This window comes from Stenotrophomonas sp. YJH_SMC_123, assembly GCF_059368215.1.
On sequence record NZ_JCAFRM010000008.1, the window covers coordinates 253307 to 277705 of the forward strand.

Here is a 24399-nt window from a genome sequence, read left to right on the forward strand (position 1 = left end):
CCCATGAGCCTGCTCAACGCCTGGTTCAACGCCTTCCTGCGCAGCCGTCGCGCAGGCAACCTGTTCCGCCGTCGTGCGATGCCCGAAGCCGGCTTTGGCCCGGGCAGCGCCGAAGCGGCGCCGTTCGCGCTTACCACCGGCCTGATCACCCTTGCCCAGCAGGAGGAAGCCGAGCTGCTGGCCACGCTGGAGTCGCATGCCGATGGCCTCAGCCCGCATGAAGCCGAGGAGCGGCTGGCCACGCTCGGCCCCAACGAGGTGGATCACGAAAAGCCGCTGCCGTGGTGGCGGCACCTGTGGCAGTGCTACCGCAATCCGTTCAACCTGCTGCTGACCGTACTGGCGGCGGTGTCCTGGCTGACCGAGGACATCAAGGCCACGATCGTGATTGGTGCGATGGTACTGCTGTCCACGCTGATCCGCTTCGTGCAGGAAGGCCGCTCCAACCGTGCCGCCGAGCGGCTGAAGGCGCTGGTCGGCAACACCGCGCGCGTGCTGCGCCGCAATCCGGGCACCGAGGCCGCCGATGTGGCCGACCAGTACTTCGGCGCCCACCTGCACAGCCGTCGTCCGGCTCGCCTGCTGGACCTGCCGATCCGTGAGCTGGTGCCCGGTGACCACATCGTGCTGTCGGCCGGTGACATGATTCCGGCCGATTGCCGCGTACTGACCGCCAAGGACCTGTTCGTGGCGCAGGCCGCAATGACCGGCGAGTCGCTGCCGGTGGAAAAGTTCGCGCACCCCGGCGACGGCCTGGCTGGCCTGCTGGAGCAGCACAACCTGCTGTTCATGGGCACCAACGTGGTGTCAGGCACCGCCACCGCCGTGGTGCTGGCCACCGGCAACCGCACCTACTTCGGCACGCTGGCCCAGCGCAGCACCGCCACCGATCGTGCGCCCACCGCGTTCCAGGCCGGCGTCAACAGTGTCAGCTGGCTGCTGATCCGCTTCGCGCTGGTGATGGTGCCGTTCGTGCTGCTGATCAACGGCTGGACCAAGGGTGACTGGACCGAGGCGTTCCTGTTCGCGCTGTCGGTGGCGGTGGGCTTGACGCCGGAGATGCTGCCGATGATCGTCACCTCCACCCTGGCCAAGGGTGCGGTGCTGCTGTCGCGGCGCAAGGTGATCGTCAAGCGCCTGGATGCGATCCAGAACTTCGGCGCGATGGAAGTGCTGTGCACCGACAAGACCGGCACGCTCACCCAGGACAGGATCGCGCTGGAGCGCCACACCGATGTGTTCGGTCACGATTCGGAAGACGTGCTGAAGTTCGCTTACCTCAACAGCCACTTCCAGACCGGGCTGATCAACCTGCTGGACCGCGCGGTGCTGGAGCACGTGGAGCTGCAGAGTTCGCTGCGGCTGTCGCAGGACTACCACAAGGTGGACGAGATTCCGTTCGACTTCGAGCGCCGCCGCATGTCGGTGGTGGTGTCCGAGCGCGAGGACCACCATGAGCTGATCTGCAAGGGCGCGGTGGAAGAGATGCTGGCGGTGTGCAGCACCGTGCGCGAGAACGGCCAGGACATGCCACTGGACGAGCGCCGCCTGGCGCGGGTGCGGCAGACCACCGAGGAACTGAACGAACAGGGCCTGCGCGTGGTGGCGGTGGCGATGAAGGAGACCGCGGCCAGTCAGAGCGCCTACTCGCAAGCGGACGAGTGCGGTTTGACGCTGGTCGGCTACGTGGCCTTCCTGGACCCGCCGAAGGAGTCGGCTGCGCAGGCGCTGCAGGCGCTGGCCGCACACGGTGTCGAGGTCAAGGTCTTCACTGGCGACAACGAACTGGTGACCGCCCGTGTCTGCGCACAGGTGGGGCTGGACGCGGACACCATCCTGACCGGCCCGCAGATCGAGCGCATGGACGACGGCGCGCTGTCGCGGGCGCTGCACCACCATCGCGTGTTTGCCCGGCTGACGCCGCTGCACAAGGAGCGGCTGGTACGCGAGCTGCGGGCGCAGGGCAAGGTGGTCGGCTTCCTCGGTGACGGCATCAACGATGCGCCGGCGCTGCGCGCAGCCGATATCGGCATCAGCGTGGACAGCGCGGTGGACATCGCCAAGGAGGCGGCCGACATCATCCTGCTGGAAAAGAACCTGATGGTGCTGGAGGAAGGCGTCATCCAGGGCCGGCGTACGTTCAACAACATGCTGAAGTACATCCGCATGACCGCCAGCTCCAACTTCGGCAATGTGTTCTCGGTGCTGGTGGCCTCGGCCTTCCTGCCGTTCCTGCCGATGCTGCCGCTGCAGCTGCTGGTGCAGAACCTGCTGTATGACATCTCGCAGATCGCCATTCCGTTCGACAACGTGGATGAGGAACTGGTACGCAAGCCGCTGAAGTGGAACCCGGCGGACATCGGCCGCTTCATGGTGTTCTTCGGGCCGATCAGCTCGCTCTTCGACCTGAGCTGTTTCGCGCTGATGTGGTACGTGTTCGATGCACGCACGCCGGCCGACCAGGGCCTGTTCCAGTCCGGCTGGTTCGTGGTCGGCCTGCTGACCCAGACCCTGATCGTGCACATGATCCGCACGCCAAAGGTGCCGTTCCTGCAGAGCATCGCCGCGCCGCCACTGCTGCTGATGACCGGCCTGATCATGGCCATCGGCGTGGCCCTGCCGATGAGCCCGCTGGCCGGCTACTTCAAGCTTCAGGCCCTGCCGGCCGGCTACTGGCCGTTCCTGGTGGCGATCCTGTTCGGCTATGCGGTGCTGACCACCGCGCTGAAGAAGTTCTACATCCGTCGTTACGGCTGGCAGTAAGCGCCCGCCGCTTGTCCAGGGAGAAACACAATGGACATCAATCCGAACCTGCCGGCGTTCAACGCCGGCGCCACGCTCAGCTCGCTGATCAGCCTGTCGGTGGCATTCGTGCTGGGCACGGTCATCGGCCTGGAGCGGCAGCTGCGGCAACGCACCGCCGGCCTGCGTACCAATACGCTGGTGGCGGTGGGTGCGGCAGTGTTCGTCGATCTGGCGGTGCGCTTCCATGACCTGTACGGCGGACCACCCTCGCCGCTGCATGTGGTGGCCTATGTGATCTCCGGCGTCGGCTTCCTCGGCGCCGGCGCGATCATGAAGGACGGCGCGCAGGTGTCCGGCCTGAACACCGCCGCCACCCTGTGGGGATCGGCGGCGGTGGGAGCATGTGCAGGTATCAAGCTGCTGCCCGAAGCAGTGCTCGCGGCGGTGTTCGTGCTGGCCGCCAATACCCTGCTGCGGCCGGTGGTGAACCGCATCCAGCGGCAGCCGCTGCCGGAAGCGTTCAGCGAGGCGACCTATGCGATCAACGTGGTCTGCCAGCGCGAACAGCAGGCCGAGGTGCTGGACCAGCTGTTGCTGCTGCTTGAGCAGGCGCAGTACCCGGTGCGCGCGGTGGACCAGCGCCCGTTCGGCGAGCGCGATGTGGAGATCGAGGCGGTGTTGTATGCCACCACGGTGGATGCCGGCGAACTGGACGCCGTACTTGCGACGCTGGCGACCACGCCCGGTGTGCTGCAGGGATTCTGGAACGCCAGCCTGGAGGAGTAGTGCCGGCCGCTGGCCGGCAACACCGTGCACCGCTTTGGTAGGTGCCGACCTTGGTCGGCAGAGAACCTTCAGAGACCGTGTCCATCCCTGCGGTAGTGCCGGCCGCTGGCCGGCAACCTCATGAGCTCCGGCAACACCGTGCAGTTGCCGGCCAGCGGCCGGCACTACCAGGCATCGTTCTGGCTTGTGCCGACCAACGGTCGGCACCCACAGCAAAAGAGCCTGCCGACCAGGATCGGCATCTGCCGATGGCGGCTTTGCTATCCTTTCACCCCACGCCAGGGAGCCGTCCCGATGCCATCGCTGTCGCCCCGCCGCCCGCTGGTGCTGCTGGCCCTGATCGTCGTGATGGCCGCGATCTTCCTGATCGACACCATCACCGACTACGCGGTTGCTGCTGCCTGCTTCTACGCAGCGGTCATCCTCGCGGCATCGCGCGTGCTGGGCGCGCGCGGGCTGATCACCCTTGCCATCGCCTGCATCGGACTGACCGGGCTGAGTTTCTTCCTGACCCGCTTCGGCACCTACCGCATCGGCCTGGTCAATTCGGTGATCGGCATGCTGGTGATCGGCATCACCACCTACCTCGCCCTGAACATGGAAGCGGCCAAGGCGGCCGTGCAGGAAGCGCAGGGTCGCCTGCTGCGGGTAGCGCGCGCCTCCACCGTGGGCGAACTCACCACCTCCATCGCCCATGAAGTGAACCAGCCGCTGGCGGCCATCGCCAGCAGCGCCGAAGCCTGCCAGCGCTGGCTGGCGCAGGACCCACCGAACGTGGACAAGGCCCGCCAGACCGTAGCCCGCATCCTGGCGGACGCGCACCGCGCCGGTGACGTGATCGCCCGCATCCGCGGCCTGACCCAGGGCGCGGCACCGGAACGGCGCGCCTTCGACCTGAACCAGGCGGTGGAGGAAATGCTGGCGTTGTCGCGCAGCGAACTGGACCAGCATGGCGTGGCCGTGGCCCTGCTGCTGGACGCCGACCTGCCGCCGGTGCAGGCCGATCGCGTACAGGTGCAGCAGGTGATCGGTAACCTGATCCTCAATGCGGTGGATGCAATGGAAGCCGTACCCGCAGGCGACCGGCGTCTGTCGCTGCTGACCCGGCGTGAGGGCCAACGGGTCAGCCTCAGCGTACGCGATCGTGGCGTCGGCCTGCCCGCCGAGCATCGCGAGCGCGTGTTCGACGCGTTCTGGACCACCAAGTCACACGGGTTGGGGCTGGGCCTCAGCCTGAGCCGCTCGATGATCGAGGCCAACGACGGCCAGATCCGCGCCGAACGACCGGCAGGCGGCGGTGCCTGCTTCGTCTTCGACCTGCCCGTCGCCACGGATGTCCACCATGCGTAAGCCCACTGCAGCCATCGCCGATCCGGCGCCCATTGTCTATGTGGTCGACGACGATCCGTCGGTGCGCGCGGCGCTGGAAGACCTGCTGGCCTCGATGGGCCTGCAGGTGCGGGCCTTCGCCTCCACCCAGGCCTTCCTCGAGCACGACCTGGAAGACGCGCCGGCGTGCCTGGTGCTGGACGTGCGCATGCCCGGCCAGAGCGGTCTTGAATTCCATCGCACGATGGGCAGCCATGGCCTGCAGCTCCCCGTGGTGTTCATCACCGGCCACGGCGACATCGCGATGGGTGTCAACGCGATCAAGGACGGTGCCATCGAATTCCTGACCAAGCCCTTTCGCGACCAGGAACTGCTGGATGCGATCCACAAGGGCATCGAGATCGACCGCCAGCGCCGCCGCGAGGGCGAGGCGCTCGATGCCCTGCAGCAGCGCTGGAACACGCTCAACGCGGGTGAGCGCGAGGTGGTCGATGGCGTGGTGCGTGGCCGCCTCAACAAGCAGATCGCCGGCGACCTCGGCGTCAGCGAGATCACGGTGAAGGTGCGCCGCGCGCAGGTGATGCGCAAGATGGGCGCGCGCACCCTGGTCGATCTGGTGCGCATGTACGACCGCCTGCAGGCGGGGACGCCATGAACATCCACGTCGCCTTGCTGCGCGCGGTCAACGTCGGCGGCACCGGCAGGCTGCCGATGCGCGAACTGGTGGCGATGTGCGAGGACGCAGGCTTCGCCGATGTCCGCACGTACATCGCCAGCGGCAACGTGGTGTTGCGCAGCTCGCTCGACGAGGCGGGCGTGCGCCAGGCCCTCGGCCAGCGGCTCCAGGAATATGCCGGCAAGCCGGTAGGCGTACTGGTGCGCTCGGCCAGCGAGATCGCAGGCGTGGTGGCACGCAATCCGTTTCCGCAGGCCGCCGGCAACCGTGCGGTCGCCCTGTTCCTCGACGGCAGCCTGCCTGCCGACCCGCTTGATGGCGTGACCGGCCGGCGCGACGAACAGCTTGCACTCGGCACGCGCGAGATCTTCATCCACTACGGCGCCGGCATGGCCGACTCGCGCCTGCGCATTCCCGGCTCGGCACAGGGCACGGCGCGCAACCTCAACACCGTCGCCAGGCTAGCGGCGATGGCAGCGGAACTCCGCTAGGGTTCTTCCGGCAGGCTGTAGACCAGCCGGTAGTCATGGCGGCCCTCGCTGATGGTGATCTCCAGCGTGCCGCTCAGGCCGAGCAGTCCTTCACTGCCCGAATCGGGCACCACCACCACGCTCAGCTGCGGCGTGCCACGGGTCATCAACCCGTTGTGCTGCAGGGTGAACCCACCCTGGCGCCCGGCCAGCGTGGCCGTTACCCGCTCCATCGCCACGTAGCCGGCCGAGCCCTGCACCGGCGTGCGGAAGGCCAGCATCTGGCCGACGCTGCTGCCGTGCAGGTCGCCGGCGAAGGTCTTGTTGATCGACATCACCGCAATCGGGCCGTCATTGCCACCGATCGGCCGCAGATCCACTTCAAACGTACCGTGTGCTTCGCCCTGCATCCTGCTCTCCCCTCTGGTCGGTTCAACGCTGCTACTTCTTCGTGGCCAGCACGATCACCCCGGCCAGCACCAGGCCGATGCCGCTCCACTCCCGCAGGCTGGGCCGCTCGCCCAGCAGAAGATAGGCCAGCACGATCACCAGCACCACGCTGAACTTGTCCACCACGGCCACCTTGGCCAGCTCACCGCTCTGTAGTGCGCGGAAGTAGAACAGCCACGACGCACCGGTGGCCAGCGCCGACAGCACCAGGAACAGCTGGGTGCGCCCCGGCAGCAGCAATGGATTGGACCATTTGCCGGTGACCATCACCAGCGGCAGGATCACCGCCGCCACCACCAGGGTACGGATGGCCATGGCCAGGTCCGGGTCGACGCCCTTGACGCCGACCTTGGCGAACAGCGCAGTCAGCGCTGCGAACACGGCGGACAGTCCCGCCCAGAGCAACCATTGCGGTACGTTCTGCACGAAGCCCTCGCTTGCCGCAACCGATGAGCGTGCGCCAACGCTACTCCACCCTGCCATCGGTGGGGCTTCACCTGCCCATCACCGCCGCTACAATGAGACGGAATCGCCAGGGGGGCGATCTGCAGGGAATGCGCCATGCTTGAACAGGACACCACCCTCGCCCATACCGGGCCGTCGGCCCTTGACCGGGCCCGCCTGTCGTGCGCCGCACGGCTGCCGCTCCCCTTCCCCTTCGTTTCGCAGCAACCTGCCCGTTCCGCGCGGCAGGTTCCTCATTGCCTGCCCTGACCGGAGCCGTCGAAATGTCCGAGAACACCCTCCTTGCCACGCCGGCCGCTACCGCGCCGATCAAGTACCTCGACCGCGCCATGGCCACGCTGCGCAGCCTGGGCCTGGCCGCTCCCCAGGACAACAACGCACCGGCCATCGCGCTGGTCTCGCAGCTGTCCACCCTTGACCAGGGCCGCGTGGTGGCCATTGCCCGCGTGCTGCAGCAGTCCGGGCATTTCAATGCCGTGATGCGTGATGAAATCAGCTCGGCCAAGGTGTCCGACCGCTATACCGAGATCATCCGCGCGTTCGACAGCATCCGTGACGATGCCAGCACCATGGTCGAGCAGGTGCGCGACGGCAGGATCGACATGGGCGAGCGCCTGCAGAACCTGTGGATGAAGGTCACCCGCGGCGACATCCCGAGCCGGTTCGAGAAGATCCGCCGCACATTCCTGGAAGTCAGCCGCGATTCGGCCGAGCAGCTGCAGCGCGAGTCACGCGTGCTGGAGATGTACGGCGACTTCCGCCTGTCGATCAAGGATGCCGAGATCCAGGCCCATGAGCTGTTGAAGCTGCAGGAGCAGGCGCTGGCCGATGCCCGCGAGGCGCTGAAGCAGGCGCAGCAGCGCGTGGAGTCGGCCGTTCCGGCCGCCGATGCTGCCGATACCGGCCGCCTGGTCATGGCCCGCGACGAGGCCCTGCGCAACAACCAGGCCGAGGAGTCGCGCTACCAGCTGGCCAAGGACCTGGCCGAGAACCTGCAGGTGAACTACGCCACCTCCGAGGCGATCATGCTGCGCGTGCACCAGTCGCACGAGATCAAGCGCCGCGTCAACGAGCGCTCGGTGGTGTTCTTCTCCACCAATGAAACCAGCTTCACCGCCTTGAACCTGGCCTTCACCACGCAGATGGGCCTGCATGAGTCCACGCAGGCGCTCAATGCGATGACCGAGGGCACCTCCAAGGGCCTGGAAGCGGTGGCCAACATTGGCGATGACGTGCTGCACGAGGGCCTGAAGGCCGGCTACGGCGCCACCATCGGCGTCGATTCGGTGCGCAAGCTGGTCGATGCGGTGGTGCGCTTCCAGGAGACCTCGCTGCAGGAGATCGAGCAGCTGCGCGGCCAGGCGACCCGCGACTCGGCCGAGATCGCCGAGTATGTCGAACAGGGCAAGCAGCGCTTCGCCGCCCTGCTGCAGGCGCCGCCGAGCCCGGAGCCGCGCTGAGGTGAGTGCGACGATGGCCCCTGCCGAGCTGCAGGCTGCGCTGCTGACCATGGATGTGGTCGACCAGCTGCGCTACCGCAATGCCGAAATGAAGGCGCTGGCCGACAGCGGCCACGACAAGGCGACGCTGAAGCAGCGCCTGCTTGAGCTGTACCGCTCGCAGGGCATCGAGGTCTCCGACGAGATCCTCGAGGCCGGCATCCAGGCCCAGCGCGAGCAGCGCTACCTCTACACCGCGCCGCGTGGCTGGAAGGCGTGGCTGGCGCGGCGCTGGATCGATCGGGCCCGCCTGTTGAAGTGGGCGCTGCTGGCGGCCTTCCTGCTGCTGGTGCTCGGCATGCTGCTGGTCATGGCACGCAGCTTCGGAGCGTTCGTGCACGAGAGCAACGTGCAGAAGAACGTGCAGGTGCTGAACGACAAGGTGGCCGCGCAGCAACAGGAGGCTGCTGCAGCGCGCGCCCTGCTGGCGGCACAGGAACAGGCCCTGCAGGGGCTGCTGCCACGTGCCACGGCCAGCGGTGGGCGCCTGCAGCCACTGGCCGAAGGCGCACAGGCCGCGCTGGCCGAAGCACAGCGGCGCTTCGCCGGGGTTCCCGCCGCACTGGCCGCACAGCCGACCCTTGTGCGCAAGGACAAGCTCACCCGGCTCAGCAGTGGTGGCAGTGCCACCGGCGAGCAGGCCGCCGCGCAGGTTGAGCAGCATCGGCAGGCCGCCGCGCAGCTGCTGGCGAATGCCAGGGAAACACTGCCGCCGCTGACCGAGCGGGTGAACATTCTCGGCCAGGCGATCGAGGCCAGCGAGCTGCTGGATACCACCAACGCCGCTGCAAAGGCGGCGCGCCTCGCGCCGGATGCAGAGCAGGCGCGCGCACGCGCCTACACCGGCGGCGACGTGGCACTGCGCGCGGGCGACATCGCCGCGGCCGGCCAGGCGGTAGCAACCCTGAAGGAGCTGATCGGCAGCGCCGCCACGCTGGCCGCGCTCAACGAGCGGTTGGCCCAGCTCAAGGCCGACGGCCTCGCCACCGGTGTCGCCGGCGAAGACCGCAAGCGCTTCGAACGTGCGCTGGAGCAGGCCGCCCGCCTGATCCGGGTCGAGACGCTGGCCGAAGCCGGGCCGGCCCTGGACGAGGTCAGCCAGCTGGTGGGGCTGCTGTCGCAGACCCTGGTCTACCGCATCGTCAACCGTGACGATGAACGCACCGGCGTCTGGCGCTACAACGAGAAGGCCAATGGTGGCCGCAACTACTATCTGGTGACCGAAGCGCTGGACGAGGCCGGCAATGCTGCCGAACTGCCGATCCGCAACGAGGAAACCGGCAAGGAGGAACGGGTCTCGGTGTTTGCCGTACGCGTGCCCGAGGCCACCTACAACCGGGTTGCCGCCGACAAGCAGGACAACGGCATCATCGAAGACGACCAGATCGGCAGCAAGCCGCGCGGCAGCCTGTCGCCGCGGTTCCGCATGCCCGCCACCGGTGGCTACATCACCCAATGGTGATGGGTAAGGAACTGACATGAGAGACCTGAACGACGCGATTGCCGATGTCGAAACCGATATCGGCCAGGTGCAGGCACAACTGGCCGCGCGTGGCGACCAGTGCCGGGAGCTGATCAAGGAACAGGAAGCGCTGCACGGGCGGGTCCGCGACGACTTCAACGCCCTGGCGCGCCTGCAGGCCGAGGCCGCAAACGATGCGCCGCCGATGCTGGCCCGGGACCTGCTGCAGCAGTCCAGCGTCGATCTGCAGCGCCGTGACCGCAAAGCGGCGGTGCTGGACGACGAACTGCAGGCGCTGCTGGACATCGAGCAGTCGTTGCAGCAGCGGTCGCAGGAGGCCGTTGCCGCACGCGACGCCGCCGGCGGACGCTGGCAGGCCCTGCAGGACCAGGTGGACACCACGCTGGAAGCGGAACCTACCTACAGGGCGCTGCAGGACGACCTGCAGCTGGCCGTGGCGCGTGCCGACACGGTCGAGCGCATGGCTTCCTCTGCCCAATCGGAGCATGACGCCAAGGCCGGCGCCTATCAGGCCGACCCGATCTTCATGTACCTGCACCGGCGCAGCTACGGCAGCACGGCCTACCGCGGCTGGCCACTGGTGCGCACCGTCGACGGCTGGCTGGCCGAACTGTGCGGCTTTGACCGTGCCCGTCGCGAGTACGCCACGCTGGTCGAGCTTCCGCCCTATCTGCAGGAACATGCCCGACGCGCCCGCGACGACGTGGAGGCGGCCCGCCAACCGGTACAGCAGGCCCGCGATGCCGCCCTCGCCCGCGCCGGTGGCGACCCGCTGCGCCAGCAGCTGCAGACGGCACAGGGCGCAGTAGCGCAGGCGCTGCTGGCCGAGCAGCTGCATCGTCAGACCGTGGATGCCAAGCAGGCACAGATCGACGGCTTCCGCAGTTGGACCGATGCCGAAGGCAGCGCCCTGCTCACCGCGCTGGCGCGCACGCTGTCGGCCAAGAGCATGGACGACCTGTACCGGCGCGTGGCCGCCACCGCCTCCGGCGAGGACGATGCCGTGCTCGAGCACATCCATCGCAGTCGCCTGCGCCTGGGCGAGATCGATGGGATGGTAGGCGAGCACACCCGCGAAATGGCCGTGCTGAAAAAGCGCTTGGACAGCCTGCAGGCGGCGCGGAGGAGCTACCAGGCGGCAGCAGACATCGAGCGCCAGGCCTACGAGGCGCCGAGCTACCGGGCCGCCGCGCCGGCCACCGTCGCCGCATCCTTCTTCAGCACCACCAGCAGCCGAAGCACCACCCGCTCCTCTGGCGGCCTGTTCGACCTGCTTTCGGGCGGTTCCAGCAGTTCCGGCTCGGGTTCGAGCTCCAGTTCGAGCTCCAGCTCCAGCTCCAGCTCCAGTTCCAGCGGCAGCAGCTTCCACAGCGGCGGTGGTATCAGCGGCGGCGGTGACTTCAAGACCGGCGGCGGGTTCTAGCCCGGCAACGGCCGGGTGCGCCGCTTCAGCCGCGCATCCAGCAACCCCACGCCCAGCAGCACCAGGCTGGTCAGCCATCCGGCGGCCAGCAGGTGCATCCAGGGCAACACCAGGCCCAGCATCAGTAGTGCGGCGGCGCCCAGCAGGTGCGAGCGCGGCGCGCGCCCATAGACCACGTGCTTGTACAGGGCACTGCCCAGCAGATAGATCAGCGGGCCCGCCACCATCACCGTGGCGTACACCGTGGTGACGGCCGCCGCCGGATGGTCCATGACCAGATCGTTGCCCACCGCGGTGGCGATGATGCCGGCGATCAGCAGGGCATGCACGTAATGGAAATTGGCGCCCATCCGGCCCGGGTCCTCGGCGTGGGTGATGGCCTCTGTGGCATCGCGGCTGGAGATGCCGAAGTACAGCCACCACATGGCAATCGTGCCAGCGAAGGTGGCCAGCACCGCCGAGATCACCTGCAGGCTCCAGTGCTCGACGTCGCTTAGCACGCCCCCGGTGGCCAGCAACGTCTCGCCCAGTGCGACGATGACGAACAGCTGGCAGCGTTCGGCCAGGTGACCGCCCTCGATGGTCCAGTCGCGGGTGTGCGACCGGCCCATGCCCGGGAACGCGAAGCCGAACATCGGCGAGATGTATTCGCAGGCCGCCGCCATCGCCCACAGTGCCAGCCGCAGGTGGCCCTCGGCCGCCGCGCCGGCCAGCCAGAAGCAGGCCGACACGCTGACCCAGGCCAGCATGCGGCGGAAGTTCGGCGCCAACGTATGGTTGCGGCCGACTTCCAGCAGCACGAAGGCGGTGCGTCCGACCTGCATCGTGGCGTACGCCCCGGCGAAGATCCACGCACGATCGGCGAATGCCTCGGGAATGGACGAGGACATCAACAACGCCAGCAGCATGGTGGCGAACATCAGGCCCCGGATGCGCGGCGCCTCCGGGTCGAACCAGTTGCTGACCCAGCACGCGTACTGCCAGCCGAGCCAGACCGCGAACCACAGCACCAGGGTCTGCAGCACGCCGGCCAGGTCCAGGTGGTGCAGCAGATGGTGGCTGAGCTGGGTGACCGCAAACACGTAGACCAGGTCGAAGAACAGTTCTTCGTAGGTAACGCGGGCATGATGGCCATCGCGGTGGCGCAGCGCGGGCAGGCGCAGTCGGGTACTCATGGAACTCCTTCAGCGCGCCAGGCGCCAGTACAGGAAACCGGCCAGCAGCGCCGGCACGGCGAATACCAGCAACAGGATCGGCAGCTCCTCGCGTACCGCGTAGCCGGCCTTGCTGCCCCCTACCCACATGTTGGCCACGGCCACCAGCAGCCAGGTGGCGATGAAGGCGATCAGTGCCGTGGGCAGCTGCGAGGTGCCCGTGCTCCAGAGATGGCCAAACAGCACGAATACCCCCAGCAGCAGTACGCCACCCAGCATCACCATGAGCACGTGCATGGTCCACCTCCTTGAGCCTGGTAGCAGGCTAGCCCCGGCCGATTCTGCGCTCCAGCCCGTGGAGGTGGATTCACAATCCATGGCCAGCGAACAATCCCTGGGCAGGCTGCGGCGCACCTTATCGCAGCCATGAATTATTCGCGAAACGGTCCGCCCGGCCCGCGTGGTAGTTTCATCCGACCCTGCCCAGACACCTCTCCGCCATGCGCCTTTGCCTGACGACCCTTGCCCTGACTGCCACACTTGCCTTTGATGTGACTGCCGCCGACGCACCGCTGCCGCAGCTGCAGGCCTACACCGTGGACGCCTCGTGGCTGCAGCCGATGGCACCGCTGCAGATTGCCGACCACACCTGGCAGATCGGCACCGAGGACCTGACCGCGCTGCTGGTGCAGACCGCCGACGGTGCGGTACTGCTCGACGGCGGCATGCCGCAGATGGCCGGTCACCTGCTGGACAACATGAAGGCACGCGGGGTGGCAGCACAGGATCTACGGCTGATCCTGCTCAGCCACGCACACGCCGACCATGCCGGCCCGGTGGCGGAGCTGAAGCGCCGTACCGGCGCCAGCGTAGCGGCCAACGCCGAATCGGCCGTGCTGCTGGCGCGCGGTGGCAGCAACGACCTGCACTTTGGCGACAGCATCACCTTTCCGCCGGCCAGCGCCGACCGCATCATCATGGATGGCGAAGGGGTCACCGTAGGCGGCATCGCGTTCACCGCGCACTTCATGCCGGGGCACACCCCAGGCAGCACCGCCTGGACCTGGACCGATACCCGCGATGGCCAGCCGGTGCGCATCGCCTACGCCGACAGCCTGAGTGCGCCGGGCTACCAGCTGCAGGGCAACGCCCGTTATCCCCGCCTGGTCGAGGACTACCGGCGCAGCTTCGCTACGGTGCGCGCCCTGCCCTGCGACCTGCTGCTGACGCCGCATCCGGGCGCCAGCAACTGGAACTATGCCGCGGGTGCAGAGGCCGGAGCCAACGCCCTGACCTGCAAGGCCTACGCGGATGCGGCCGAGAAGAAGTTCGACGCACAGCTGGCCAAGGAAACAGCCACGGCACGCTGATCCTGTAGAGCCGAGCCCATGCTCGGCTTGCCGGCCAAACACAGCCGAGCATAGGCTCAGCCCTACACAAGACGCGTCGAAGGGTGCCGGTCAGGACGACCGGCACCCGCCTTCCATCAGCCACCCTGCCCGTGCTGGGCAAACGGCTCGGTGCTGCCGTCGGTCCGCACCAGCTCGACGGTGTACGGCTGCACGTAACCATCCGGCATTTCCATGCCCGGCGAACCGGCCGGCATGCCGGGCAGCACCAGCCCGCGTGCGGCCGGGCGTTCGGCCAGCAGGCGCTTGATGTCCTCGGCCGGGATGTGGCCTTCGACCACATAACCGCCGATCTCGGCGGTATGGCAGGAGGCCTTGCCGACCGGCACGCCCAGGCGGACCTTGATCGGATTCATGTCATCGGTATCGCGCACGTCCACCTGGAAGCCCGCGGCCTTCAGATGGTCGACCCAGATACCGCAACAGCCACAGCTGGCGGTCTTGTGCACGATGGCCACCGGCAGGGCCGGATCGACCTTGGCCGGGCTGGCCTGGATCGGTGCCACCGGAGCCTTGCTGGCGACCGGTGCGGCGGCGGATTCTTCGGCGGCACGTGCACAGGCGGTGGTGGCCAGCACGGTGCCCAGCAGCAGGCCGAGGGAGAGAGAACGGTTCATTGAGTGATTCCTTTGCTGAGGCGGGCAACGCGGCCCGCCGCCCGCGCATCGAAGGCGCAGGCAGAGGCGAGAAAGAGTCGAACAGTCATGGCAGGCGCTCGAGCGCCTGCAGGACATCACACGATGGGGGGACGCAACGGGTCCGGCATCGGGGGCGATGCGCGTTGCTGGGAACGGGCAGCTACAGGCGCCTCGCGCCACGGCGAGGCGGGCGTTCCACTCAACGTGGCCAGCATGCCAAGGCAGGCCGGCGGGCATTCGCACTCACCGCTCTGGCAGGCCGCCCGGGCCGCATCATCGCAGCAGCCGGCTGCCGCCAGCGCGGCCGCGTGCGGTGCAGCGCAGTGATCCTGGTTGGCCGACCCGCCGTACGAAGACGAGGCAAGCGCCAGCGCCGGTGCATTCAGCACCAGGGCAACGAGCAGCATCCATCGCAGCAGCAGGCCAGGCAGGTTCACCCGCCGATGATAGCCGATGCGCGTCACGCAATCGCCGCCGCCATCGCCCGCATCCGCACCGGGATCGACTTCGCTGCGGGTGTGCCGCTGATCCGGTCGTAGTAGTCCAGCGGCAGCAACGGGTTCAGTTCCGGGTAGTAACCGGCCAGCGCGCCGCGCGGCATCGGGTAGTCCAGCACCGTCAGGCCCTCGATGCGGCGCTGCACGCCATCGCCGCTGATCGTCTCCAGGCTGACCAGCGCTTCCTTCTCCAGCCCGCGCGCCAGCCGGTCCTCGATATTCATGAACAGCACCATGCGATCGTTGTACACGCCGCGATAGCGATCGTTGCAGCTGTAGATGGTGGTGTTGTACTGATCATGCGAGCGTACCGTGGCCAACCGCAGCATGTCCGGATCGTGCACCGGATCGTCCACGTCCAGGCCGGGCATCACCAGGATGTTGGCCTTGCCATTGGGCGTGGGCCACACCCGGCGGCGCGGCGGAATGTCCAGATGGAAACCGTGTGGCTGCTGGATGCGCTCGTTGAAGCCGGTGTAGATCTCCGGATACACCGCGGCAATCAGCTCGCGGATGGGCGCGTAGTCGTGCATGCAGCCGGCCCAGTCAACCTTGCTGTCCGGCAGCGTGGCCAGTGCCATCCGGCAGACGATCTCGACCTCGGGCAACACCTCGGCACTGACCGGCTCCAGTACCCCGCGCGACGCGGTGACATTCGACATCGCGTCTTCGATGGTGACGAACTGCTCGCCGGCCGGCGTAACGATGCGTTCCGAGCGCGCCACCACCGGCAGGATCAGTGCATCGCGGCCATGGACCAGGTGCCCGCGGTTGAGCTTGGTGGCAATGCCCACGGTGAGCTCCAGGCCACGCATTGCCTCATACGCACGCGGGGTATCGGGCACGGCATGGATGAAGTTGCCACCCAGGCCGATGAACACCTTGGCGCTGCCGTCCAGCATCGCCTCGATGGATTCGACCACGTGGTGGCCATGCTCGCGCGGCGGGTCGAAGCCGAACACCTGCTGCACGCGGTCCAGATAGGCCGGCTTGGGCTTCTCGTCGATGCCGACGGTGCGGTCGCCCTGCACATTGGAATGCCCACGGATCGGTCCGATGCCGGCGCCGGGCTTGCCGAAGTTGCCACGCAGCAACAGCAGGTTGGCGACCTGCTGCAGCAGGCGCGAGCCGTACTGGTGCTGGGTCAGCCCCATGCCGTAGCAGATCACGGTGGCCTTGGAACGGATGTAGATCTCCGCACAGCGGCGGATCTGCGCCTGCGAAATGCCAGACACCTGCACGATCTGGTCCCAGTCCTGCGTCATCACGTCTTCGCGCAGCGCCTCCAGGCCCACCGTGTGCTCCGACAGGAAATCATGGTCGAGCACGCGCTCGCCCTGTGCCTCACGCTCGAACATCACCTTCATCATGCCCTTGATCAGGGCCAGGTCGCCGCCGATGCGGATATGCACGAACTCGCTGGTGATCTCGGTCGAACCGAACGTGGCCATCTGCACCACGTCCTGCGGCTCGGCGAAGCGGATCAGCGCACGCTCGGGCATCGGATTGACCGCCACGATCGGGATGCCGCGTTTACGCGCCTCGACCAGGTTGCTCATCATCCGCGGTGAATTGGTACCGGTGTTCTGGCCGATCACGAAGATCGCCTCGGCATGCTCGAAATCCTGCAGCACGATGGTGCCCTTGCCCACCCCGATGGCCGGCGGCAGGCCACGGCTGGTCGGCTCGTGGCACATGTTCGAGCAGTCCGGGAAATTATTGGTGCCGAACTCGCGCACGAAGATCGAATACAGGAACGCGGCTTCATTGGGCGTGCGGCCGGAGGTGTAGAACTCGGCCTGGTGCGGGCTGTCCAGCGCCTGCAGGTGGCGACCGATCAGCGCGAAGGCATCGTCCCAGCTGCACGGCACGTAGTGGTCGGTGGCTGCGTCGTAGCGCATCGGCTCGGTCAGCCGGCCCTGCATCTCCAGCCAGTAGTCGGTCTGCGCCATCAGTTCGGTCACGGTGTACCGGGCGAACAGTTCGCGGCCGGCGCGGAACTGGGTGGCTTCCCAGGCCAGTGCCTTCGCGCCGTTCTCGCAGAACTCCAGCTTCTTGCGTTCGTCGGCATCGGGGAACGCGCAGCTGGGGCACTTGAAGCCACCGGGCTGGTTCATCGCCAGCAATGCCTTCGATCCCTTGCCGATCACACTCTGCTGCAGCAGCACCTTGGCCGTGGCGCCGGCGGCACCCCAGCCTCCGGCGGGCTGGTTGTAGGGCTTGTAACGCGGCGGTTTCTGCTCGGACATGTTCGGGAACCTGGCAGTAGGAACACAACAACGAACGGCACAACGCGGTCCGGCGGTGCATTCAGTGGCACGACCAGCCGCACAGTCAAGCACGGCCCACGGCGCTTCGCCAGAGGGCACCGGCTGATTTCAGCACAACCTGCCATGGCAACGGTTACAGCCGCGTCTGCGCGCAACCACTGCGCTATCCTCGAAACCGCCGGCGGTGGCCCGCCCGCGTTTCTCCCTTGTCCGGACGCGCTGCATGCCTGATTCGATCCCGCCGCACACCCCGCCTGCCGGCACCGCCCAACGCCCGTTGCAGCGCTGGCGCGGCGGCACGCAACAGCAGCAGGTCGACGTGGTGGCCGAGGAAGTGCCGGTGGCGCTGCGCTACAACGATGCCGCCTTTGCCGTGATGATGGCCACACCCTGTGATCTGGAGGACTTCGCACTCGGATTTTCGCTCAGCGAAGGCCTGATCAGCGCGCCCTCGCAGCTGCTGTCGATCGATATCCACCCACAGCTGGAAGGCATCGAGCTGCAGATGACCGTGGACGAGGCTGCGCCCGGCGCAAACCTCGACCCCGACAAGGGACGCCTGCTGCCCGGCCGTGGTGGCTGTGGCCTGTGCGGCACGCGCCAGCTGGAAGAAGTGCTGCGCCCACTGCCGCAGATCCGCGAGCGCCGCAGCTATTCCGCCACCGCCCTGCAGCGGGCGTTGGCCAGCCTGGCGCAGCACCAGCCGATGAATGCGGCAAGCGGCTCGATCCATGCCGCGGCCTGGGCCGACGCCAGTGGGCGCATCGGCTGGGTACGCGAGGACGTCGGCCGCCACAATGCACTGGACAAGCTGATCGGCGCCCTGCACCACAACGAACACGCCATCGAAGGCGGCCTGCTGGTGATTTCCAGCCGGGCCAGCTACGAGATGGTGAGCAAGGCAGTGCGCGCCGGCGCCAGCGTGCTGGCGGCAGTGTCCGCGCCGACCGCGCTGGCGATCGATCTGGCCCGCAGCGCCGGCCTGTGCCTGGTCGGGTTCGCGCGGGAAAGCGGGTTCAATGTGTATACCCATCCGGAGCGGCTGCAGGCGCACGACGGCCACGCCCGCTGAGGATGGCCGGGAGCACTGCGTCCCCCGGCCCGGTACACCTCAGCGCAGCGCGACCTTCGGGAAGTCCACCGGCACGTCGAACGCCACGTTGACGTAGTTGGTGAACAGGTTGAGCGCCACATGCGCGAGGATCTCGACGACCTGCTCATCATCGAAGCCGGCCGCGCGCAGCGCCCGCACGTCGCCGTCGGCGATCTGCGCACGCTGCTCGACCACCTTCAACGCGAAGTCGAGCGCCGCCGCAGTGGCCGGGTCGCTGGACTGGCCGATCTGCGCGGCAGCCATCTGCTCACCGCTGGCGCCGGCCTTGCGGCCCAATGCCGTGTGCGCGGCCAGGCAGTACTCGCAGGCGTTGCGGTTGGCGATGGCCACGGCGATCTGCTCGCCCAGCAGCGGCGACAGGCGACCGCCGCCCAGCGCGCCGAACGAACCCCACATGCTCTGCAGGGCAGCCGGCGAGTTGGCCACGGCGCGGAACATGGCCGGGGTGGCGCCGAAGGCAGCGTGGACCTGGCCCAGCAGGGCCTGGCGGTCGGCGGTGGTGTTGGCGGCATCGATCAGGGGGACACGGGACATGGTGGATCTCCTTGGGAAAGCGCCCGGGATTGGACGACCCGCTCATCCTAGGCAGACTCCCTGGACGCAACATCCTCAATTCGCCACATATGTTGTCCATACGTCCATGAGCATGCGCGCCGCCACCCCTGCGCCAGATCGACTCTCCTCGCTGCTGGAACGCTTCCGGGTGCAGGCGGCGCTGTTCCACAGTGGCCCGCTGTGCGGGCAGCATGTCTTCGAGCCGCAGCCCGGTCGTGCGTTCCTGCACATCCTGCGCCAGGGTGAGATGGAAGTCCGTCATCCTGGGGGCGATAGCGCGCTGCCCCGGTTGAAGATCGATACACCCAGCCTCCTGCTGTATCCGCAGCCGCTGCACCATGTGTTCTTCAACGCTCCGCTGGACGGCCCGGATTTCACCTGTGCCACGCTGGATTTCGATGGTGGCGCGCGCAATCCGATCGTGCAGTCGCTGCCACCGGTGATGGTGGTGCCGCTGGCCGCGATCACCGAACTGGATGACACCCTGCAGCTGCTGTTCGCCGAAGCCGATCGCCAGCGCTGCGGGTCACGGCTGCTGACCAACCGCCTGTTCGAGGTGGTGCTGATCCAGATCCTGCGCTGGGTGGTCGACCACCCGGATGCAGCCGGCGTCAGCCACGGGTTGATGCGGGGGCTGTCCGATGCGAGGCTGGCACGCACGCTGGTGGCGATGCACCAGGCACCGCAGGACGAATGGACGCTGCCGCGCATGGCCGCGACCGCCGGCATGTCGCGCAGCGCGTTCGCGGCCGTGTTCAAGGACGTGATGCAGGCAACGCCAGCAAGCTACCTGCTGGACTGGCGGCTGAGCCTGGCCTGCGCGCAGCTGCGGGCCGGCGTGGCGGTCAAGCAGGTGGCGATCGAGGTGGGGTTTGCCGATACCGCATCGTTGTCGAAGGCGTTCCGCAAGCGGCTGGGGGCTTCGCCGAGGGCGTGGCTGGCCGCGGGCGCCGCGCAGGCTGGGTAAATGGATGAGGGGTAGAGTCGACCGCTGGTCGACCATCGCGCGACGCGCGGGATTTTCGTTGTCCGACCGAAGGGCAGTCGACCAACAGTCGACTCTACCGATGCGGCATTTTCGTGATCTGACCGAAGAGCAGCCGACCAGCGGTCGGCTCTACCACGGGTGATCGAAGCGGCATTTCCGTGGCCTGACCGAAGGGCAGCCGACCAGCGGTCGGCTCTACCACGGATGATCGATGCGGCATTTTCGTGATGTGACCGAAGAGCAGCCGACCAGCGGTCGGCTCTACCACGGGCGATGTCGGCGCGCCGGCTGCCCGCTCAACTGGACGTTCCATCGGGCTTCGCCAGCAGCCCGGCGATCCGTTCGGCCACCTGGGCGCGCACGCTTTCATCCAGCTGCCCCTCGTACATCGCCTCGTAGATCCACAGGCCGTCGGCGGCCAGCCGTGCCACGAAATTGTCGAGCGCGGCCGGGTCCCTCTGCCCGGCCGACGGCGGCAACGGCGCCCAACGCCGTACCGCCGGCCCCCACGGGCGCTCATCGGCGTCCGGGTCGGCCGATTCGAGCATGAACATCAGCTCGGCACGGGTAGCGCTCTGCGCCGAGACGCGCACGAAGGTCTGGTAACGCTCCAGCGCCGAGGCTTCGTCTGCGCGCTTGCCCAGCAGCGTTTCCATCGACGTCTCCCAGGTCTGCACCAGGTGCTCGTCGATGCCGCGCAGCAGCGCCTCGCGCGAGGGGAAGTGGTACAGCAGGCCGCCGCGGGTCAGCTTGGCCTCGGCCGCCACCGACTCGAAGGTCACTGCGCGCACGCCGTCACGATTGATCACGTTGACGGCGGCGTCGAGGATGCGGTCGCGCTTGCTGGTTCTCATCGCGTCATTTTACGCGATCGGCCGCACCCACGCGGCTGCCGACGCGCCCGCGCAGCAGGCGCGCGATGATCGAAGCGCCCAGCGCCAGCACCACCGTGATCACCAGCAGCACGATCTGGTAGCCGCGGTCATACGCGGCCGTGGCCAGTGCGAACCACTCGCCCTGCCCGCTTTCACGTGCCACGTGCAGCGCCTGGGTGAAGCCTTCCCGTGCAAGCGCGGGCATGTCGGCCGAGACCGGCAGGAATGCGCCATACACCGCCGCGCTCAAGCTGCCCAGCATCGCCACCGCCAGCAGGCCACCGAACTCGTAGGACACCTCTTCCACCGACGAGGCCATGCCCGCACGGTGCGCCGGTACGTTGTTGAGGATGGCGGTGGACGCCACCGAGATGGCCGAACCCATGCCGAAGCCGGTGATCGCCATGCCGGCGACCACCCAGCCGAGGCCGTGCGGGAAGCCGAATGCCACCACGCCTACACCCAGCGCACCTGTGGCCAGGCCGCCACAGATCAGCGGGCGCAGGCCCACCCGGTGCAGGATGCTGCCGCCCAGCAGCGCACTGGGCAGGCTGCCCAGCGCGGCCACCGACACCAGCAGGCCCGCCTGCAGCGGCGAAAAGCCCGCCACCAGCTGGAAGCGCTGGGTGGTGACCAGCTGCAGGCCGGCCATCGCAAACAGGGTGAACACCGCCGACAACGTGCCGGCCAGGAACGCCGGATTGCGGAAGATCGCGAAGTCCAGCAGCGGGTACGGCAGCTGCTGCTGGCGGCGCGCGAACGCCGCACCACTGATGGCGGCCAGCAGCAGCGCGCCTGCACCCAGCGCATACGACGGCGGCGTAGCGATCAGCGACTTGATCGCCAGCACCAGGCCGGACAGTGCAGCCAGAGCCAGCAGCGACGAAACCAGGTCCCACGGTCGCGAGGGGTCGCGCTGGCCTTCCGGTGCCAGCAGCAGCGTGGCCACGAACGCGACCACGACCACCGGCACGTTGATCAGGAACACCGAGCCCCACCAGAAATGCTGCAGCAGCCAGCCACCGATGATCGGGCCAAGCGCCGCACCGACGATCGCCACCGAACCCCAGATCGCGATGGCGATGTTGCGTTCGCGCGCTTCGTGGAAGCTCAGGCCGATCAGCGCCAGCGTGGCCGGCATCATCGCGGCCGCGCCGACCGCCAGGAAGGCGCGCGCGGCAATCAGCAGCCCTGCGGTGTCGGCGAACGCCGCTGCCAACGATGCCACGCCGAACACCACCAGGCCGATCAGGAACATGCGGCGGTGGCCGATGCGGTCGCCCAGCGTGCCCGCACCCAGCAGCAGGCCGGCCATCACAAGCGGATAGGCGTTGATGATCCACAGCGCCTGGCCGGCACTGGCCGAGAGTTCTTCGGTCAGCGTGGGCAGGGCGGTGTAGAGCACGGAGTTGTCGAGCGTGACCAGCAGCAGGCCGGCGGCGACGGTGAACAACAGTGCCCAGCGACGGGCACGCGACAGGGCCGGAGCACCGGCCAAGGGCTGGGACGAAGCCATGGGAGAACCTGGTGAGGGTGGATTACGGCAATAACTATACAGGATGTCCTGTATAGTTATGAAGACGGCGACAGCGGCTCAGATTGCGGTCCGGGCAATGTTCATGTTGCCGTGCCCCTCATGCCCGGTCTTGGCTGGTGTCCGGGATCATCACCGGCAGTCTTCCGGCAGCGCAGCAATCGCCGCTACCACCGCCGCCTGCATGCCCTGCCCCACGGCCATGTCCAGCTCCCCGCCCGTTGCCCCGTGCTGGCGCCGCAGCTCGTCCTCGCACAGGCCGCGCACCCGCGCGCGGGCATTCGCGCGCAGGCTGCTGCACCGCCAGTCGGTGCCACCCAGCGGCAGCACCGAATACACCACGCTGTTGCAGGCGTTGCCAGCGCGCTGCTGCAACGACCGTCCACCAAAATCCCGGGGTTCACTGCTGCGCTGCGGGTCGAAGTAGCTGTCCGGGAATGTGCGCGCGTACTGTTCGATGTCCAACGCCATGCTGCGCCCAGCGGCCAACGGCATCTGCAGCGGCTGCCCGCACCGCGTCGCATCGGCGCGATGCTGGATGTACTGGTAGATCGGCCGGTCCAGCGATGGATCCTGCTGGGTCACCGCACTCACCGCCGCCAGCACCGGCAGCGACGCACGATTGGCCATGCGCGCCAGCAGCCCCGCCTGCGCTGGCTGGCAGCGGTCGCGCACTGTTGCCGCAAGCAGGAACAGCACGTCGTTGCGGAACGCGTGGTCGTCACCCAAACGCTGTTCGATGCGCTGGCTGGCGTCGGACGCCGGTGCTGGAAACGCGACCAACGGCGGCGCGGTGGGTGCGCGCTGCCGCTGCCACCACACCAGCAGCACGACTGCGCTCACCAGCACCCCGGCAGCCAGGATCCAGCGCATGCGCATCAGTCGTGGATCGCCGTCAGCGTGGCCGCTGCGGCATCGTAGGACGCGCTGGCAATGTCCGCATCGAAGCGCTTCACCTGCAGGCGGCCGGCCAACCGGTACGGGTCCCAAAGATCGCCCAGCGCGATCGGCGTGGCCAGGGTCACATGGATGATCTGGTTCGGTGGCGGCGGCGGCACGTGGATGCACGCACCATAGAACGGCACGAACAGCAGCTCATCGACCAGCCCGGCATCATTGGTGCCCAGCGGTACCACGTAGCCATCCAGATCCACCGCGCGACCGTCGACAGCGTCGACCACGCGCGAAGAGCCGAACTGCTTGGCGCGATCCGGGCTGGAATGGTCGATTTCCTGCCCCGGTGGCGTGCCCGAGCCGGTGTCGTCGATCAGGCCGCCCACCCCGTCCATGCCATTGCGTGACAAGCCGATCTGCGGGGGCGGGCGCTGATAGGTCACTTCGTCCGGCCGCAGCGCGTCCCAGCGGTCGATAGGCGTTTCGGGCGCGGCGGAGGGCAACGGCTTGTCGCGCGGCGTGGCCACCACGGCATCACCGCCCGGTGACGTGCAGCCTGCCAACCAGACGCATCCAAGCAGCAACACAGCGCTACGGTTCATAGGGCCTCAGCTGGGCATCGCGCATGGTGTAGGCGGAACCGGCCAGATCATCATCCAGCCGCTCGGCACGCAGGGTGCCGGCCAGGAAGAACGGCGAGTACATGTCCGGCATGGCGATCGGGCGCGGCAGCACCACGTGCACGATCTGGTTCGGTGGCGGCGGTGGTACGTGGATGCAGGCGCCGTAGTACGGCACGAACAGGAATTCGGTCAGGCGCCCGTCCTGCGCAGTGGCCAGCGGCACCACGTAGCCGGGCAGGCGCACCGGACGCTGCAGCACCGTATCCACGGTACGGAACGTGCCGAACTGCGGCATGCGCCGGTTGCCGTTGTGCTCCACCTCCGGGCCCTCTCCGCGCTCCAGCGCGGCCAGCTCGTCCTTGGGCATCATCTGCAACCAGTCCAGTTCCTGCTCCGCCGCATCCGCAGCGCCAGCGTGGTCGACAACCGGCGGAGGTGGCAACGCCTGCACACCGGTATCCACCGGCCGCTCGCAGGCTGCCAGCGCCAGTACCATCGGCAATGACAGCATCCAGCGCATGC

The 24399-nt window shown here is 67.8% G+C and carries 24 protein-coding genes; 11 read left to right on the forward strand and 13 right to left on the reverse strand.

The window, feature by feature from the left end:
• Nucleotides 1–3 precede the first annotated feature (3 nt).
• The 5 genes from mgtA to AC5P5W_RS17865 all read left to right on the forward strand — a co-directional run bounded on the left by mgtA (nt 4) and on the right by AC5P5W_RS17865 (nt 6027).
• Nucleotides 4–2763, forward strand: coding sequence for a magnesium-translocating P-type ATPase (gene mgtA / locus AC5P5W_RS17845; RefSeq protein ID WP_197575426.1), 2760 nt, complete (start codon nt 4–6; stop codon nt 2761–2763).
• 30 nt (nt 2764–2793) lie between these two features.
• Entirely contained in the window at nt 2794–3531 is a 738-nt protein-coding gene (locus AC5P5W_RS17850; RefSeq protein ID WP_005416700.1) for an MgtC/SapB family protein, read from the forward strand.
• Nucleotides 3532–3825: 294 nt separating this feature from the next.
• The gene (locus AC5P5W_RS17855; protein WP_495221332.1) at nt 3826–4881 is read left to right on the forward strand and encodes a sensor histidine kinase; all 1056 of its coding nucleotides are present in this window, start codon (nt 3826–3828) and stop codon (nt 4879–4881) included.
• The gene (locus AC5P5W_RS17860) at nt 4874–5515 is read left to right on the forward strand and encodes a response regulator transcription factor (RefSeq protein WP_142234801.1); all 642 of its coding nucleotides are present in this window, start codon (nt 4874–4876) and stop codon (nt 5513–5515) included. The genes AC5P5W_RS17855 and AC5P5W_RS17860 overlap by 8 nt, the downstream gene beginning before the upstream one ends.
• On the forward strand, nt 5512–6027 hold the full coding sequence (locus AC5P5W_RS17865) for a DUF1697 domain-containing protein (protein ID WP_197574983.1): 516 nt from the start codon (nt 5512–5514) through the stop codon (nt 6025–6027). The genes AC5P5W_RS17860 and AC5P5W_RS17865 overlap by 4 nt, the downstream gene beginning before the upstream one ends.
• On the opposite strand, the gene AC5P5W_RS17870 is transcribed toward AC5P5W_RS17865, so the two are convergent.
• Nucleotides 6024–6416 carry a DUF3224 domain-containing protein gene (locus tag AC5P5W_RS17870; protein WP_049408744.1) on the reverse strand — a complete coding sequence of 131 codons (393 nt, stop codon included), beginning with the start codon at nt 6414–6416 and terminating at the stop codon, nt 6024–6026. The genes AC5P5W_RS17865 and AC5P5W_RS17870 overlap by 4 nt on opposite strands.
• A 31-nt stretch (nt 6417–6447) precedes the next feature.
• Nucleotides 6448–6882: an EamA family transporter gene (locus AC5P5W_RS17875; protein ID WP_075076981.1), complete on the reverse strand. Its 435-nt coding sequence runs from the start codon at nt 6880–6882 to the stop codon at nt 6448–6450.
• Nucleotides 6883–7184: 302 nt separating this feature from the next.
• On the opposite strand from AC5P5W_RS17875, the gene AC5P5W_RS17880 reads away from it, so the two are divergent.
• The 3 genes from AC5P5W_RS17880 to AC5P5W_RS17890 are packed head-to-tail and all read left to right on the forward strand — an operon-like array spanning nt 7185 to nt 11326.
• A complete protein-coding gene (locus tag AC5P5W_RS17880) occupies nt 7185–8381 on the forward strand; it encodes a cell surface protein (protein WP_197574984.1) in 1197 nt (398 codons plus the stop codon).
• Nucleotides 8382–8394: 13 nt separating this feature from the next.
• Complete coding sequence (locus tag AC5P5W_RS17885) at nt 8395–9882, forward strand: DUF6384 family protein (protein WP_049439567.1); 1488 nt, start codon at nt 8395–8397, stop codon at nt 9880–9882.
• Nucleotides 9883–9898: 16 nt separating this feature from the next.
• Nucleotides 9899–11326, forward strand: a complete 1428-nt coding sequence (locus AC5P5W_RS17890; RefSeq protein WP_495221334.1) for a coiled-coil domain-containing protein — start codon at nt 9899–9901, stop codon at nt 11324–11326.
• On the opposite strand, the gene AC5P5W_RS17895 is transcribed toward AC5P5W_RS17890, so the two are convergent.
• Both AC5P5W_RS17895 and AC5P5W_RS17900 read right to left on the reverse strand, forming a co-directional pair.
• The gene (locus AC5P5W_RS17895; RefSeq protein ID WP_046430856.1) at nt 11323–12501 is read right to left on the reverse strand and encodes a low temperature requirement protein A; all 1179 of its coding nucleotides are present in this window, start codon (nt 12499–12501) and stop codon (nt 11323–11325) included. The genes AC5P5W_RS17890 and AC5P5W_RS17895 overlap by 4 nt on opposite strands.
• A gap of 9 nt (nt 12502–12510) precedes the next feature.
• Nucleotides 12511–12777: a hypothetical protein gene (locus tag AC5P5W_RS17900; RefSeq protein ID WP_197574986.1), complete on the reverse strand. Its 267-nt coding sequence runs from the start codon at nt 12775–12777 to the stop codon at nt 12511–12513.
• A gap of 203 nt (nt 12778–12980) precedes the next feature.
• Here AC5P5W_RS17900 and blaL1 point away from each other — a divergent pair, with 203 nt between their 5' ends.
• Nucleotides 12981–13850 (forward strand): L1 family subclass B3 metallo-beta-lactamase, encoded by an 870-nt coding sequence (blaL1, locus tag AC5P5W_RS17905; RefSeq protein ID WP_100450128.1) that lies wholly within the window; start codon nt 12981–12983, stop codon nt 13848–13850.
• Between the two features lie 116 nt (nt 13851–13966).
• Here the strand turns inward: blaL1 and AC5P5W_RS17910 are convergent, their stop codons facing one another.
• The 3 genes from AC5P5W_RS17910 to AC5P5W_RS17920 form a co-directional block, all read right to left on the reverse strand.
• Entirely contained in the window at nt 13967–14506 is a 540-nt protein-coding gene (locus AC5P5W_RS17910) for a DUF411 domain-containing protein (RefSeq protein ID WP_080281925.1), read from the reverse strand.
• Nucleotides 14507–14622: 116 nt separating this feature from the next.
• A complete protein-coding gene (locus AC5P5W_RS17915) occupies nt 14623–14964 on the reverse strand; it encodes a hypothetical protein (RefSeq protein WP_197575002.1) in 342 nt (113 codons plus the stop codon).
• Nucleotides 14965–14987: 23 nt separating this feature from the next.
• Nucleotides 14988–17273 carry an FdhF/YdeP family oxidoreductase gene (locus AC5P5W_RS17920; protein ID WP_495221335.1) on the reverse strand — a complete coding sequence of 762 codons (2286 nt, stop codon included), beginning with the start codon at nt 17271–17273 and terminating at the stop codon, nt 14988–14990.
• Nucleotides 17274–17517: 244 nt separating this feature from the next.
• Here AC5P5W_RS17920 and fdhD point away from each other — a divergent pair, with 244 nt between their 5' ends.
• On the forward strand, nt 17518–18366 hold the full coding sequence (fdhD, locus tag AC5P5W_RS17925; protein ID WP_032962653.1) for a formate dehydrogenase accessory sulfurtransferase FdhD: 849 nt from the start codon (nt 17518–17520) through the stop codon (nt 18364–18366).
• A gap of 39 nt (nt 18367–18405) precedes the next feature.
• Here the strand turns inward: fdhD and AC5P5W_RS17930 are convergent, their stop codons facing one another.
• A complete protein-coding gene (locus AC5P5W_RS17930) occupies nt 18406–18942 on the reverse strand; it encodes a carboxymuconolactone decarboxylase family protein (RefSeq protein WP_197574991.1) in 537 nt (178 codons plus the stop codon).
• A gap of 106 nt (nt 18943–19048) precedes the next feature.
• On the opposite strand from AC5P5W_RS17930, the gene AC5P5W_RS17935 reads away from it, so the two are divergent.
• Complete coding sequence (locus AC5P5W_RS17935) at nt 19049–19930, forward strand: cupin domain-containing protein (protein ID WP_197574993.1); 882 nt, start codon at nt 19049–19051, stop codon at nt 19928–19930.
• 317 nt (nt 19931–20247) lie between these two features.
• On the opposite strand, the gene AC5P5W_RS17940 is transcribed toward AC5P5W_RS17935, so the two are convergent.
• The 5 genes from AC5P5W_RS17940 to AC5P5W_RS17960 all read right to left on the reverse strand — a co-directional run bounded on the left by AC5P5W_RS17940 (nt 20248) and on the right by AC5P5W_RS17960 (nt 24397).
• A complete protein-coding gene (locus tag AC5P5W_RS17940) occupies nt 20248–20805 on the reverse strand; it encodes a TetR/AcrR family transcriptional regulator (RefSeq protein ID WP_142234808.1) in 558 nt (185 codons plus the stop codon).
• Nucleotides 20806–20809: 4 nt separating this feature from the next.
• Nucleotides 20810–22342, reverse strand: a complete 1533-nt coding sequence (locus AC5P5W_RS17945; RefSeq protein WP_197574995.1) for an MFS transporter — start codon at nt 22340–22342, stop codon at nt 20810–20812.
• Between the two features lie 150 nt (nt 22343–22492).
• Nucleotides 22493–23239 carry a hypothetical protein gene (locus AC5P5W_RS17950; protein ID WP_197574997.1) on the reverse strand — a complete coding sequence of 249 codons (747 nt, stop codon included), beginning with the start codon at nt 23237–23239 and terminating at the stop codon, nt 22493–22495.
• Entirely contained in the window at nt 23239–23856 is a 618-nt protein-coding gene (locus AC5P5W_RS17955; RefSeq protein WP_046430871.1) for a DUF3299 domain-containing protein, read from the reverse strand. The genes AC5P5W_RS17950 and AC5P5W_RS17955 overlap by 1 nt, the downstream gene beginning before the upstream one ends.
• Nucleotides 23846–24397, reverse strand: a complete 552-nt coding sequence (locus tag AC5P5W_RS17960) for a DUF3299 domain-containing protein (protein WP_049439548.1) — start codon at nt 24395–24397, stop codon at nt 23846–23848. Before AC5P5W_RS17960 ends, AC5P5W_RS17955 begins: the two co-directional genes overlap by 11 nt.
• Nucleotides 24398–24399 lie beyond the last annotated feature (2 nt).

Bases quoted from the DNA above. Each gene is read 5' to 3' on its own strand.
- mgtA (WP_197575426.1), top strand. From the start codon at position 4: ATGAGCCTGCTCAACGCCTGGTTCAACGCCTTCCTGCGCAGCCGTCGC.
- AC5P5W_RS17850 (WP_005416700.1), top strand. From the start codon at position 2,794: ATGGACATCAATCCGAACCTGCCGGCGTTCAACGCCGGCGCCACGCTC.
- AC5P5W_RS17855 (WP_495221332.1), top strand. From the start codon at position 3,826: ATGCCATCGCTGTCGCCCCGCCGCCCGCTGGTGCTGCTGGCCCTGATC.
- AC5P5W_RS17860 (WP_142234801.1), top strand. From the start codon at position 4,874: ATGCGTAAGCCCACTGCAGCCATCGCCGATCCGGCGCCCATTGTCTAT.
- AC5P5W_RS17865 (WP_197574983.1), top strand. From the start codon at position 5,512: ATGAACATCCACGTCGCCTTGCTGCGCGCGGTCAACGTCGGCGGCACC.
- AC5P5W_RS17870 (WP_049408744.1), bottom strand. From the start codon at position 6,416: ATGCAGGGCGAAGCACACGGTACGTTTGAAGTGGATCTGCGGCCGATC.
- AC5P5W_RS17880 (WP_197574984.1), top strand. From the start codon at position 7,185: ATGTCCGAGAACACCCTCCTTGCCACGCCGGCCGCTACCGCGCCGATC.
- AC5P5W_RS17885 (WP_049439567.1), top strand. From the start codon at position 8,395: ATGGCCCCTGCCGAGCTGCAGGCTGCGCTGCTGACCATGGATGTGGTC.
- AC5P5W_RS17890 (WP_495221334.1), top strand. From the start codon at position 9,899: ATGAGAGACCTGAACGACGCGATTGCCGATGTCGAAACCGATATCGGC.
- AC5P5W_RS17895 (WP_046430856.1), bottom strand. From the start codon at position 12,501: ATGAGTACCCGACTGCGCCTGCCCGCGCTGCGCCACCGCGATGGCCAT.
- AC5P5W_RS17900 (WP_197574986.1), bottom strand. From the start codon at position 12,777: ATGCACGTGCTCATGGTGATGCTGGGTGGCGTACTGCTGCTGGGGGTA.
- blaL1 (WP_100450128.1), top strand. From the start codon at position 12,981: ATGCGCCTTTGCCTGACGACCCTTGCCCTGACTGCCACACTTGCCTTT.
- AC5P5W_RS17910 (WP_080281925.1), bottom strand. From the start codon at position 14,506: ATGAACCGTTCTCTCTCCCTCGGCCTGCTGCTGGGCACCGTGCTGGCC.
- AC5P5W_RS17920 (WP_495221335.1), bottom strand. From the start codon at position 17,273: ATGTCCGAGCAGAAACCGCCGCGTTACAAGCCCTACAACCAGCCCGCC.
- fdhD (WP_032962653.1), top strand. From the start codon at position 17,518: ATGCCTGATTCGATCCCGCCGCACACCCCGCCTGCCGGCACCGCCCAA.
- AC5P5W_RS17930 (WP_197574991.1), bottom strand. From the start codon at position 18,942: ATGTCCCGTGTCCCCCTGATCGATGCCGCCAACACCACCGCCGACCGC.
- AC5P5W_RS17935 (WP_197574993.1), top strand. From the start codon at position 19,049: ATGAGCATGCGCGCCGCCACCCCTGCGCCAGATCGACTCTCCTCGCTG.
- AC5P5W_RS17940 (WP_142234808.1), bottom strand. From the start codon at position 20,805: ATGAGAACCAGCAAGCGCGACCGCATCCTCGACGCCGCCGTCAACGTG.
- AC5P5W_RS17945 (WP_197574995.1), bottom strand. From the start codon at position 22,342: ATGGCTTCGTCCCAGCCCTTGGCCGGTGCTCCGGCCCTGTCGCGTGCC.
- AC5P5W_RS17950 (WP_197574997.1), bottom strand. From the start codon at position 23,239: ATGCGCATGCGCTGGATCCTGGCTGCCGGGGTGCTGGTGAGCGCAGTC.
- AC5P5W_RS17955 (WP_046430871.1), bottom strand. From the start codon at position 23,856: ATGAACCGTAGCGCTGTGTTGCTGCTTGGATGCGTCTGGTTGGCAGGC.
- AC5P5W_RS17960 (WP_049439548.1), bottom strand. From the start codon at position 24,397: ATGCGCTGGATGCTGTCATTGCCGATGGTACTGGCGCTGGCAGCCTGC.